Consider the following 12,188-nt stretch of genomic DNA (forward strand, 5'->3'; position numbering starts at 1 on the left):
AGTAAGGAGACTCTTTTTCATTAACGAGGTAAGTGTTTGGCTGAGAACAGATCAATAGCTCCCAGCCAAATTGCGTTAGATTCCATCCCCAAATTCATGCAATCCGCACTCTCTTTTTAAGCCGAAGAAACGGGTATCCTGTTCACTCATTCCGGCTTCAAGCGGTCTGGTGGTGTGCCAATCACCTACTGATACGTAACCCTGTTCCCACAAAGGGTGGTAAGGTAAATTGTGCTCTTCCAGAAAGTAATGCACGTCTTTATTGGTCCAGTCCAGAATTGGATAAAACTTAAATTTACCATCGACCACTTGCAGTACCGATAGCGTATTGCGTTGATCGGACTGAGTGCGGCGAAGCCCAGCAAACCAGCTTTGAACCTGCAATTCCTCCTGCGCTTTACGCATAGGAGCTACTTTGTTCATGTGATTGTACTTGGCTAATCCTTCCTCGCCTTTTTCCCACAACTTACCAAAACGCGCTTCCTGCCAGGCCGGTGATAAACTGGCGCGATAAGTTTTTAAATTCAGATTCAAACGCTCGGTCAGTTCATCGGCAAACTGATAGGTTTCCGGAAACAGATACCCAGTATCGGTGAAAACCACTGGGATATCTGGCATTTGCTCCGTCACCAGCTTCAACATCACTGCAGCCTGGATACCAAAACTTGATGACACCATAAAATTATGGGGCAAGTTTGCCAACGCCCAGGCGATTCTCTCCTGTGCCGTCGCTTTCTCCAGCATAGCGTTAAGCTCCTGCAACTGTTCTGAAGAAACATCTGCAGGGTTAAGTTTAGTGCCAGGAAGCTCTGTTACAGGGTTGAGTGCAGCATTAATCATAAAAATCTCTCGCTGAATCAATAACTGGTTTTATAATGTCGGCCCGAATGAGGAAATCGCCAAAGCGTTCATCAGGATTTCGCTCAGCGGCCCAACGGCCTACCAATTCGTCTAAGTCTGCAAATATTTCATCTTCTGAAATGTTTTCTTTGTACATACGGGGAATACGGGTACCGGTATAATCACCACCTAAATGCAGGTTGTATTTGCCAGGCCCTTTGCCCACCAGACCGATTTCCGCCAACATGGCACGACCACAGCCATTCGGGCAGCCGGTAATTCGGAAGATAATCTCTTCTTCTGCGATACCGTGTTTAGTTAATATTGCTTCTAAGCGATCCACCGCTTCTGGCAGGTAGCGCTCAGCTTCCGCCATCGCCAATGGGCAAGTCGGTAACGACACACAAGCCATTGAAGCTTTCTGTTGCGCAGATACGTCGTCTTTTATTAACCCATGCTGACGTGCTAGTTGTTCTATAGCAGCCTTATCCTCACTGGCTACACCCGCGATAATCAGGTTTTGATTAGCCGTGATACGAAAATCTCCCTTGTGGATCTTTGCAATCTCAGCGCAACCGGTTTTTAGCGTTGCGTTATCAAAATCCAGAATACGACCATTTTCGATAAATACAGTCAGGTGATGCTTACCATCTATGCCTTCAACCCAACCGATACGATCGCCACGAGCAGTGAATTCAAAGGGCTTAGGTTCAGCAAAGCTGACACCTGCGCGACGTTCTACTTCCGCTTTGAATACATCGACGCCAACGGCTTCTAATGTGTATTTGGTTTTGGCATTTTTACGATTGCTGCGATTACCCCAATCACGTTGAGTGGTAACCACAGCTTCAGCAATTTTCAAGGTATCTTCTTTTGCGATGTAACCGAAATTATCCGCTTTACGTGGGTAGGTTTCAGTATCGCCGTGAGTCATAGCCAGACCGCCGCCCACTAAGACATTAAAGCCCACCAGCTTGCCATCTTCGGCAATAGCGATGAAACTCAAATCATTGGCATGCACATCAACATCATTTTGCGGAGGGATCGCCACCGTCGTTTTGAATTTTCTGGGCAGATACTTTTCGCCTAAAATAGGTTCTTCGTCTGTGGTTTCCAGCTTCTCACCATCTAACCAGATCTCCGCATAAGCCCGAGTTTTAGGTAGTAAGTGCTCACTGATCTTCTTAGCCCAGTCATAGGCTTCCTGATGTAATTCCGATTGATAAGGATTAGAAGTACACAGCACATTTCTGTTTACATCTCCGGCAGTGGCGATGGAATCAATACCCACTTTATTCAGCGTCTGGTGCATCAGCTTAATGTTGGGCTTCAGTACACCGTGAAACTGAAATGTCTGTCTGGTAGTGAGACGGATACTGCCATACAAGGAATAATCATCAGCGAATTTATCTATGACTAACCACTGTTCCGGATTGATAATACCGCCAGGTAATCTGGCACGTAACATAACATTGTGTAATGGCTCCAGCTTTTGCTTAGCGCGCTCGGCACGGATATCGCGATCGTCCTGCTGATACATGCCATGAAAGCGAATTAACTGAAAATTATCAGGCCCAAAACCGCCAGTAACATCATTTTTCAGATCTTCGGCAATGGTGCCCCGCAAAAAGTTACTATCACCTTTCATGCGTTCGTTAGGTGATGGTTTTCCGTGATTATTTCCGATACTCATTAATATACGTCCTTCTGGTAACGTTTTGCTCTGCGCAGGTCATTCAGATATTGCTCAGCGTCTTCTGCTGATTTGCCACCGTGTTCAGCGATAATGCTTAACAAGGCATCATTGACGTCTTTGGCCATGTGAGTGGCATCGCCACACACGTAAAAATGGGCGCCTTCTTCCAACCACTGCCAGACCTCCTTGCCATTTTCCAATAAACGATGCTGAACATAGACTTTTTCAGCCTGGTCACGGGAGAACGCCAGCGTAATCTTGTCCAGAGTGCCTTCACTCAAAAACCGTTGCCACTCCACCTGATAGAGAAAATCCTGAGTAAAATGAGGGTTGCCAAAGAACAACCAGTTTTTACCTTCTGCTTGCTGGGCTTCACGCTCTTGCATAAAGGCTCTGAAAGGTGCAATACCTGTACCCGGACCAACCATAATTACTGGTGTGTTAGGATCAGTCGGTAAGCGGAAGTTAGCGTTTTTCTCAACATAAACCTTAACCTGCTGTCCTTCTTCCAGGCGCGTCCCCAAATACCCTGAAGCGCCGCCCTGATGAGTAAAACCAAACTTCTCATACTCCACCAAAGCCACTGTCAGATGCACTTCATCTTCTACCTCTGCCTGGCTACTGGCGATAGAATATAATCTGGGCATCAGTGGTCTTAACGCATCAACTAGTTGTTGAGCAGTAATACTGGCAGGGAATTCTTTAACGATATCAACTATTTGTCGATCAACAAGATACTCGCGTAACTGAGCTTTATCAGCCAGCAATTCGGCAACGTTTGAGTCACCACTAAACTCGGCGTACTTCTGTACAAATCCGGGATAGCTTTGTGTTAATTCAAGTTTTTCTTGCAATGCCAACTGCACCGTTAAAGTTTCATCTTTGATTGATACTTCTGTATCGGCATCGATACCCAGGGTATTTAAAATATCAGCTACCAAAGCTGCGTCATTTAAAAACCAAACCCCGAGGGCGTCACCCGGCTGATACTGAATCCCGGAATCTTCAAGAGAAATTTCGATATGACGAATATCTTTGACAGAATCACGGCCAGTGATTTTAATGCTTTCCACTAGCTCTGCCGGAAATGGGTTTTTCTTGGTGTATTCTTGCGCGGTTTGCTGGGCATTGTTACCGGCAGCTAACTGCAGTCCAGGCATGGGCACAACGGCAGCAGACTTAAAATCCTCCTGCAACTTAGTGGTAACCTGATTACTCCACACGTCAGCGTCAGTTTCAAAGTCAACATCGCAATCTACTCTTGCGACTAACGCGGTAGCACCCAATTTCGCTAAACGCTCATCGAAGTCTTTTGCCGTTTGGCAGAAGAATTCATAGCTGCTGTCACCCAACCCCAGTACTGTGTACTTCAGGCCGTCTAACTTAGGCGCTTTTTTGCTACCTAAAAATTCGTGTAATTGCACTGCATCATCAGGGGCATCACCCTCACCGTGAGTACTGACAACAATAACCACGTGGGATTCATTTTTGATATTTTTAGGTTTGTAATCAGCCATATTAAGCAACTTAGCGCTTAATCCATCAGCTTTGAGCTTGTTGTAATATTGCTCAGCGATACCTTTGGCATTACCGGTTTGAGAGCCGTATAAAATGGTGACACTCTTATCAGCTGCAACGCTGGATTGTGTTTGTGGAGCCGCGTTAATCTGACCTGCCTGAGCCAAACCGGCTAAATAGCCGCTTGCCCACAATAACTGTGACGCGTCCAAACCTGAGGCTGCAGCATTGAGTTGCTGCCATTCGTTCTCGTTTAATAATGCAACCGGCGAATACGCCGAATTTCCTGATGTAGCCATAATAAATATACAAACCTAATGAAACACAGTACTAGGTTAGCGCTACTTATTCATAACTTGAAAGAATTAAAGATGATTTTTAATAACCAAAAGGATTAAAGATATTTGAAAGAAATTAGGGAAATTCATAAGAGCGCAAAAATTATTAATTGAGACAAAAGTTTGCGCTCATGAATAGAAGCTAACCTCTGGATAGCAACTCAGACAGGTCGATAATAGCAGCGTTTGCTCTGGAGATATAGTTTGCCATAACCAGAGAGTGGTTCGCTAACACTCCAAAACCACTACCATTCAGGATCATGGGACTCCATATAGTTTGCTGGGTAGCTTCAAGCTCGCGAATAATCTGTTGCAAACTGACTGTGGCATTTTTCTTTTCTAACACATCGGCAAAGTCCACCTCTACCGCCTTTAAGAAATGTAACAACGCCCAGCTCGCGCCACGTGCCTCATAAAAATTGTTATCCAGTAACCACCAACTGGTTTTCACCTGCAACCGACCGGCAGATGGCGTTGACTGTCTGGCGTTTGGATCACCTGCCAAATCGGTATTCACACGCTCCTGTCCGACACTGGCACTTAACCGTTGGGATAAACTACCCAGGCGTTTTTCAACATTTTTAAGCCATTCACTTAAATTGTCGGCACGGGCATAAAACTGCGCATCCCCCTGAGTGGGATCTTGCAGGTCCAGTAAATATTCATTAATCGCGGTAAAGCCTTCGCGATATTTTGATTCAGCGGAAGGTAATATCCAGTCACGATGACTAGTGTTAAGCGCTGGTTGCGCTTTTGCCAATGCTGGGTTTTCAATGGATTGCGATTGAGAGCGGCTAAAGTCTTTGCGCATCGCCAGTGCAAGATCCCGGACCATCTCCAGAGCGCCGAATTCCCAGGAAGGCATGTCATCCATAAACACTGAAGGTGGAATAACATCGTTAGACAGATAACCACCGGGCTTGTCCAATAAAGTGCTTCCTACCTGGACTAAGGTTGCTGTAAGGGTAGCTCCGGTTACTGATGAAGCATTAGGGGATTGTCTGACATCAAAGGTGTCAGGCTCGTTGCTCCAATAAAAAACCAAAATGACGATAATCAATAACAGGGTGGAAATTGAGGCAATTATCCAACGACGATCTAGTGTTTTATCCATACTTTTAATCTCCGGCTCACCATTTACTTACAGGGAGTTAATTTCACTAACGACTATGATGCCGCTTGTTTACCTCCCCCTGCAACTAAATAGATAATTAATACAACAAATAACACCGGCCAAAACAAGCTTAGTCCGATAAAAAAGACACCGAATAATGCCGCGCCTAAGCCTAAAATCAATGCCCCGATCAGACTCACTGCCAACAGAAAGCCCAGTAATATTAACACGCCGGCAACGGAGCAAAATACAATGGCGTTTACCAGGGGGTCAACAAAGTTCACACCATCGAGATGAAATACGAACCAATGCTCCGATAGTTCTCCACAAACATAAAAAATCCCCATTAATAACAGAATTGCGATCACTATGGTTTTCATGGTTCCTCCGCAGCCCAGCTTAACGGCTGGGCAATAATAAGGTTGCAACGATGTAAGCAATTAAAATGGGAGCGGGAAATGCCAGGAATGCCAATATTGTTGCTAACCGCACCATCCAGGCCTCGACGCCGTAATGGTGTGCGACACCTGCGCACACACCCATCACTTTCTTATTAATACTGCTCTTATAAATACGATTTGATTCATAATAATTTTTCATGATGTTTCTCCACTAACGGGATTAAGCTACTTTCTTTTTCAATGCTTCCAGTTCAGCCTCAACCTTGTCGTTTGATTCCAGTTGTGCGAACTCGGCGTGTAACGAACTGCCAGATTGCGAAGTAAACTCATAGGCGTCTACTTTGGCTTCAAGCTCATCAATTTTGCTTTCGTAGCTTTCAAAGCGATGCAACACATGGTCAACGTTGTAGGTTTCAACTTGCTTTTTAACTTCCAGGCGGGTTTTAGCGTGCTCAAAACGGGTCTGCATGGACTTTCTTTTCGCCTTGGCTTCCGCCAACTTTGCCACCAGACGTGCACAGTCTTCCTGAATTTTCTCCAGGTTTTCTGTTACCTGATTGTTGGCAACGCTGATATGTTCGATTTCCGCTTCGACTTTTTGCTTTTCAACTAAAGCCGCTCTGGCCAAATCTTCTCTGTCGCTCTCAATGGCCTTTTGGGCTTTGGCTTGCCAGTCATCGGCGGTCTTAGTTAGATTGCGCAATTTGCGCTGAATGGTTTTTTGCTCTGCAAGATGTTTGGCAGCAATCGCTCTGATCTCCACCAGATTCTCTTCCATCTCAGAGATGATTAAAGATAACAACTTCTCCGGATCTTCAGCCTTATCCAAAGCAGAGTTGATGTTGGCTTGTAAGATGTCAGACATTCTTGAAAATACACCCATGATAGGTCTCCTTGCTTATTAACTTGTTATTCAACACGGTTTGTTTCGTATCTTAGAGATGTATTTACAATCCATGTGCCAGGTTTGAAAATCTTTTATCTATATGTTTTTTAACGTTTTTTTATAAAGCCATTTAAAATCGGCAACTATACTAAATTTGCTAAAACAAAATATTGGCAATATTGCTCAAATTTAAGTTAAATTCGCCAACATAATAATTCATCGTCTAAATTGCCTGCATTTGGGCTGAAGAAAACCGGAAAGTGACAGATTAAATTTATCTGAGTCAGATAAAGCCAACGCGGAAGAAAACAGAAAGATTAATTTACAGAATGATGGGCAGGTATGCCGGAAAAGAGAAATAACTTGGGAAAAATGATTAGCGCAAAAAAAGAGAATATCCGAAAACGATATTCTCTTTAAAAATGTCCCTGGCGCTTTTCGGGCCGCATGTTATGTAACATGCTAACCAGAAAAGCACTCAGGCCAAAGGTCAAAACCGGTGCCATTAGAATGGCGAGTAAACTCACTGAAGAAACCATAACCATCCAGCCTTACTCTGCCGCTTCTGTCATGACTTCATTTACATTTGAGTGGTTGTCAGTAATCAACACTCGCGTTTCAACACCGATATCTTCCAACTGCACTTTGTGAGTGGTGTTTAAAATATCGCTGTAAACCTCATTTTGCACTTCGTAGCTAGTAGTGGCAGTGGCTTCATAGACGTAATAATCTGTGACATCGTTTAAAGATACCTCACCGGCCATAGCCATACCAGACACCATAAGACTTGTACCCAACACCAAAACCGCTTTAACTTTATTTAACATGACCCTAACTCCTGAAATTAAGAACCGAACCTGATTTACCCAATATGTCGCGCCTTGCGATGAAAAGGTTTTAGCGATACTTGTGCCAAATCTTAAAAAAAATCTAAGACATTGTTTTTATTAAAAAATATTATTTCAGAATAAAAAGGGAAAAATTCGAAGACTAGTGCTAAAGTCTAATGACTGGTTAAATTAACCAGGCACCTGGTTAATTTAACCAATTCAGTAAGACAGGCTTTACAAAGCCGCCTCAGCAACTGACAATATTGCTAAATCCCTCAGATATCCCACTACATATGAAAATAGCACTGGCGCAAATGCACGTCGTCCCCATGGAACTGGAAAGAAATTTCAACACCATGTTAACTATGATTACAGACGCAAAACACCAAGGCGCAGAAGTCGTGGTTTTTCCGGAGTTATGCATCAGCGGCTACCTGCTGTCGGATCAGTGGCTCAACCGCCAGTTTTGCCAGGACCTGATGGCCTACAATGAGCGTTTATTGCAAGCCAGTGAGGGGATCACCCTGATTTATGGCAATATCTGCGAAGTACCCAGCAACGAAGCCGGTGGCTTTCACCCCAATAAGGATGGTCGCAGTCGTCTGTATAACGCCGCTTATGTTATGCATGACGGGGCTTATGCGAAACGACCCGAGAGTGCCGATTTCATCCTTCCCGAAGGCGTGCATCCCAAAGCTTTGCTACCCAACTATCGCTTCTTTGATGATCAACGCTACTTTTTCTCACTGACAGATGTGGCTCAGGATTTTGCGGTTCCGGTACACAGCCTGGCGCAGCCTTTTGTAATCCCCGGCGCTCAGGGAGAGATAAAAATTGGGGTAGAAGTGTGTGAAGATCTCTGGTGCAAGGACTATCGCATTCAGGGTGAGAGTATCAATGTTTCTAAGTACCTGATCCAAAATGGCGCCGAAATGTTAGTTAATATCTCCGCCTCTCCCTGGACCTTCCACAAAAATGATGCTCGAGACCGACGTCTGCAATTTCTGAAAGCGGAAATCGAACAGGCGGATCTGCAATTCGTGCCTTTCTATTACGCCAATAATGTCGGAGCACAGAACAACGGTAAAAACATTATCACCTTTGACGGCGATACTTCAGCTTATAACCAGGATGGGAAACTGGCTGAAAACTGTAATTCTCCATTTGAGCAAGACCTGTTGCTGATTGATCACAACAGCATTAATAGAACCCACATAAACCGCTCTGATAGCCACAGAATAGCGCAAAAGTACCAGGCCATAATTACCGGCTTACGCCATGTGCCTGAACTGTTAGGCTGGCAACAAGATCCTAAATTCGTGATTGGACTCAGCGGTGGTGTAGACAGTGCGCTTGTGGCCTGCTTGCTGAAATTAGCCTACGGTGCTGACAACGTCTGGACAGTGAACATGCCCACTCAGTATAACTCCAGCAAAACCAAAAATGCTGCCGCCTGGATAAGCGAAAAACTTGGCGTTCGGCACATTGTAGTGCCTATTCAATCACTGGTTGATGAGCAAATGTCAGTATTTGCACAACTGGACGAAAGCTGTGAATCGCCGGATTGGATGAGAAAACTGTCTGACGAAAATATTCAGGCGAAGATCCGTGGCACCAGCATCTTATCCAATATTGCCGGACGGTACGGACGCATGTTTACCAATAATGGGAATAAAGTAGAAATCGCACTGGGTTACGCCACCTTATACGGTGACGTAGGTGGTGTCATAGCTCCCATCGGTGATTTAACCAAAGCTGAAGTATTTGACATGGTGCGTTACTTAAACACTGAGATATTCGAAGATGAAGTGATTCCTGAAAGTCTGTTACCCGACAACCAATTTCGCTTCGCCGATGATGCCATAGCACCCAGCGCAGAACTCAGAGATGCCCAGATAGATCCGATGAAATTTGGCTATCACTGCCTGTTATTGGAGGCCTGTACTTCCTTTAAAAAGGTCACGGCAGAGGATGTCATGAACTGGTATCTGCAAGGTAGTTTGGCGAGAAATCTTAATATGGATGTAGATTTAATCCGTCGCTGGGGCATTGATGAGCCAAGTGTTTTTATAGAAGATTTAGAATGGTTTTACGAAGGGATACGTAAGAGCGTCTTTAAGCGCATTCAATCGCCCCCCATCATCTTAACCAGCCCATCAGCCTATGGCTTTGACATTAGGGAGAGCCAACTCCCCAAATATCAGGGCGAAAAGTATCAGGAATTAAAGCAGCAAGTACTGGCAATGCCGCACTACACAGAGCAAGCCTAAAACGGGTTTACGCCAGGTATTCTTCACGAGTTTTAAGTTTGGCGCGGGTGCTCATCATGGCATCCAGCGCATCCGTGAGCACACTGGCCTGAGTGCCCGGCTTGATGGCGTTTTCACTTAAATGGCGACGCCAAACCCGTGACGCTGGTTGCCCCTGGAATATCCCCAACATATGACGGATCACGTGCCACGCCCTGCCACCAGAGGTAATATGACGTTCGACATAGGGTATCATTTGGTGAACTACGTCTTCTCTGGTCAGATGGCAAGCCTGAGCAAACAGCTCAGATTCTACCTGAGTTAAGATCCAGGGGTTGCTATACACTTCGCGTCCCATCATCACACCATCGGTGTACTGCAAGTGGTTGTGCACATCTTCAAGGGTCTTAATTCCGCCATTTATACTGATGTGTAGATCTGGAAATTCCTGTTTCAGTTGATAAACACGTTCGTATTTGAGGGGTGGGATCTTGCGGTTTTCTTTCGGGCTTAAACCCTGCAACCAGGCTTTACGGGCATGTACGATAAAATGTTGGCACCCGGCGTCAGCCACGATATGGATAAAGCGAGTGAGATCTTCATACTCATCCATATCATCAATACCAATGCGGGATTTTACTGTCACAGGAATATCAACCGCCGCTTGCATCGCCTTGACACTGGCAGCTACCACTTCCGGCTCAGCCATTAAGCAGGCACCAAAACTACCGTTTTTAACCCGATCCGAAGGACAGCCCACATTAATATTTACTTCATCATAGCCCAACTGCTGGGCTTTCTCAGCACAGTGGGCCATGTCTTTAGCCTCTGAGCCACCCAATTGCAGCGCTACCGGGTGTTCTTCACTGTTGAAGCCCAAATAATCACCTTTGCCGTGAATAATGGCACCTGTGGTTACCATCTCTGTATATAGCAGTACATTTTGACTCATTAACCGATAAAAATAGCGACAATGACGATCAGTCCAATCCAGCATAGGGGCCACGGAGAACTTGCGCGCAGAGTTAATATCGGTATTTGCCATAGAGATAGTGTTACTTCAGTTTAAAAACGGGCGCGAAGTGTACAACAAATGCACAAGGTACCGCAAAAAATCCTTGAACATTTGTTATTTAAATCTGGCCGCAAACACAAAGTTTAAGTAATGCAGCGATTAGAATTTAAATAGCGCAGAACGCAATTTAGTCAGACCGTGTTACCGGATAGCCTTTGTTCATCCAGCCGAAAATACCTTCGTACAATACTGCGGTATTCTCAAAGCCCATGTCGTTCAATTGATCCACCAAATATACTGAGGCGGCGCGAGGACAAGAACAGTAAGCCACGATTTGTGCATCTCTGGGTAAGTCCTTCACTTTGTCGGCCAAATCAGTGTAATAGGGAAATGGAATACTGCCTTCAATATGTGCCCGTTGCCATACCGAGGGCACACGGGTGTCCAGGATCACCATTTTGGCCTTGGCTTGCATCGCACTAAAAAGTTGCTCTGAGTCGATAAACTGGCCTTCTTTTAGCTGCCACTGAGGATTGTCATTATCGGGATTTTGCACATATTGATCCGGGGTCGGAATAGGCCTTAAGGGCATTTTTTCCTGGACCCAGCCACTGGCTTTACTGCGGATAAAAGCGGTGACATTGTCAATATCATCTGCAGACAGCAACTCACCATAAGCCTTCATGGGCGTGCCCTGACGCCCCTGCTCAATGGCATAACGTATAAATTCATCTTTGTTGTGAGCCAGAAAAGATTGATTCCCTAACGCCGGAGCGGTTACGCCTTCGCCGTTTTCACCATGGCAACTGGCACAATGCTGCTGATACACCGCTTCACCTGCTTTTACATTGCCCTCCACCTTGTCCTCAGACAATTTTATGCGGTCATATCCTGACTCCCAAAACAACCAATAGGTTAAATCCCAGGCTTCGTCCAGAGACAATGGGCCGCCTACTTCATCCAGATAACCTGCCATGGCAGTGCCTTCGCGACCATAGTTTAACGGCCGTAAAACGCCATGGGGAATACCGGATTCCATTAAACTTTTACTGCGTAGTGATGGGGCGTGGTCGTTGGCATGACCTTCTCTATTCTTACCGTGGCACAAGCTACAATACTTTTGATAGTTTGCGGCTGCGCGTTCCGCTTGCTCGGTCGTTAAAGTACGAGGTGGCCCTTGTCTTTCGTAAGTATTTGCCAATAGAGATGCGCTGATGAGAGCACAAAACAGAGACATTATCAGAGAGAGTTTCTTCATTGGTCCGGGAATGCCTAAATAATTTCCTTGACCGCATAATGTA

At 45.2% G+C, this 12,188-nt stretch carries 11 protein-coding genes; 1 reads left to right on the forward strand and 10 read right to left on the reverse strand.

Features of this window, described 5'->3' with window-relative positions:
• Nucleotides 1-75 precede the first annotated feature (75 nt).
• The 8 genes from ACXAD8_RS11115 to ACXAD8_RS11150 all read right to left on the reverse strand — a co-directional run bounded on the left by ACXAD8_RS11115 (nucleotide 76) and on the right by ACXAD8_RS11150 (nucleotide 7,620).
• A complete protein-coding gene (locus ACXAD8_RS11115) occupies nucleotides 76-840 on the reverse strand; it encodes a phosphoadenylyl-sulfate reductase (protein ID WP_475228418.1) in 765 nt (254 codons plus the stop codon).
• Nucleotides 833-2,533: an assimilatory sulfite reductase (NADPH) hemoprotein subunit gene (gene cysI / locus ACXAD8_RS11120; protein ID WP_475228420.1), complete on the reverse strand. Its 1,701-nt coding sequence runs from the start codon at nucleotides 2,531-2,533 to the stop codon at nucleotides 833-835. The genes ACXAD8_RS11115 and cysI overlap by 8 nt, the downstream gene beginning before the upstream one ends.
• Nucleotides 2,533-4,353 (reverse strand): assimilatory sulfite reductase (NADPH) flavoprotein subunit, encoded by a 1,821-nt coding sequence (locus ACXAD8_RS11125; RefSeq protein WP_475228422.1) that lies wholly within the window; start codon nucleotides 4,351-4,353, stop codon nucleotides 2,533-2,535. The genes cysI and ACXAD8_RS11125 overlap by 1 nt, the downstream gene beginning before the upstream one ends.
• A gap of 181 nt (nucleotides 4,354-4,534) precedes the next feature.
• The gene (locus ACXAD8_RS11130; RefSeq protein WP_475228424.1) at nucleotides 4,535-5,506 is read right to left on the reverse strand and encodes a DUF2333 family protein; all 972 of its coding nucleotides are present in this window, start codon (nucleotides 5,504-5,506) and stop codon (nucleotides 4,535-4,537) included.
• A gap of 53 nt (nucleotides 5,507-5,559) precedes the next feature.
• Nucleotides 5,560-5,886 (reverse strand): hypothetical protein, encoded by a 327-nt coding sequence (locus ACXAD8_RS11135; RefSeq protein ID WP_475228426.1) that lies wholly within the window; start codon nucleotides 5,884-5,886, stop codon nucleotides 5,560-5,562.
• Nucleotides 5,887-5,905: 19 nt separating this feature from the next.
• A complete protein-coding gene (locus tag ACXAD8_RS11140) occupies nucleotides 5,906-6,106 on the reverse strand; it encodes a PspC domain-containing protein (RefSeq protein WP_475228428.1) in 201 nt (66 codons plus the stop codon).
• Nucleotides 6,107-6,127: 21 nt separating this feature from the next.
• Complete coding sequence (gene pspA / locus ACXAD8_RS11145) at nucleotides 6,128-6,790, reverse strand: phage shock protein PspA (RefSeq protein ID WP_475228431.1); 663 nt, start codon at nucleotides 6,788-6,790, stop codon at nucleotides 6,128-6,130.
• A 554-nt stretch (nucleotides 6,791-7,344) separates the two neighbouring features.
• Nucleotides 7,345-7,620 (reverse strand): hypothetical protein, encoded by a 276-nt coding sequence (locus ACXAD8_RS11150; protein ID WP_475228434.1) that lies wholly within the window; start codon nucleotides 7,618-7,620, stop codon nucleotides 7,345-7,347.
• Between the two features lie 296 nt (nucleotides 7,621-7,916).
• On the opposite strand from ACXAD8_RS11150, the gene nadE reads away from it, so the two are divergent.
• A complete protein-coding gene (nadE, locus tag ACXAD8_RS11155; protein WP_475228436.1) occupies nucleotides 7,917-9,893 on the forward strand; it encodes an NAD(+) synthase in 1,977 nt (658 codons plus the stop codon).
• 7 nt (nucleotides 9,894-9,900) lie between these two features.
• On the opposite strand, the gene dusA is transcribed toward nadE, so the two are convergent.
• On the reverse strand, nucleotides 9,901-10,917 hold the full coding sequence (gene dusA, locus ACXAD8_RS11160; RefSeq protein WP_475228438.1) for a tRNA dihydrouridine(20/20a) synthase DusA: 1,017 nt from the start codon (nucleotides 10,915-10,917) through the stop codon (nucleotides 9,901-9,903).
• Between the two features lie 157 nt (nucleotides 10,918-11,074).
• Nucleotides 11,075-12,145 carry a c-type cytochrome gene (locus ACXAD8_RS11165; RefSeq protein ID WP_475228441.1) on the reverse strand — a complete coding sequence of 357 codons (1,071 nt, stop codon included), beginning with the start codon at nucleotides 12,143-12,145 and terminating at the stop codon, nucleotides 11,075-11,077.
• Nucleotides 12,146-12,188: the final 43 nt, after the last annotated feature.

This window comes from Planctobacterium sp. AWH2_060 (assembly GCF_056158425.1).

Coding starts and splice junctions, on each gene's coding strand:
- ACXAD8_RS11115 (WP_475228418.1), bottom strand. CDS start 840: ATGATTAATGCTGCACTCAACCCTGTAACAGAGCTTCCTGGCACTAAA.
- cysI (WP_475228420.1), bottom strand. CDS start 2,533: ATGAGTATCGGAAATAATCACGGAAAACCATCACCTAACGAACGCATG.
- ACXAD8_RS11125 (WP_475228422.1), bottom strand. CDS start 4,353: ATGGCTACATCAGGAAATTCGGCGTATTCGCCGGTTGCATTATTAAAC.
- ACXAD8_RS11130 (WP_475228424.1), bottom strand. CDS start 5,506: ATGGATAAAACACTAGATCGTCGTTGGATAATTGCCTCAATTTCCACC.
- ACXAD8_RS11135 (WP_475228426.1), bottom strand. CDS start 5,886: ATGAAAACCATAGTGATCGCAATTCTGTTATTAATGGGGATTTTTTAT.
- ACXAD8_RS11140 (WP_475228428.1), bottom strand. CDS start 6,106: ATGAAAAATTATTATGAATCAAATCGTATTTATAAGAGCAGTATTAAT.
- pspA (WP_475228431.1), bottom strand. CDS start 6,790: ATGGGTGTATTTTCAAGAATGTCTGACATCTTACAAGCCAACATCAAC.
- ACXAD8_RS11150 (WP_475228434.1), bottom strand. CDS start 7,620: ATGTTAAATAAAGTTAAAGCGGTTTTGGTGTTGGGTACAAGTCTTATG.
- nadE (WP_475228436.1), top strand. CDS start 7,917: ATGAAAATAGCACTGGCGCAAATGCACGTCGTCCCCATGGAACTGGAA.
- dusA (WP_475228438.1), bottom strand. CDS start 10,917: ATGGCAAATACCGATATTAACTCTGCGCGCAAGTTCTCCGTGGCCCCT.
- ACXAD8_RS11165 (WP_475228441.1), bottom strand. CDS start 12,145: ATGAAGAAACTCTCTCTGATAATGTCTCTGTTTTGTGCTCTCATCAGC.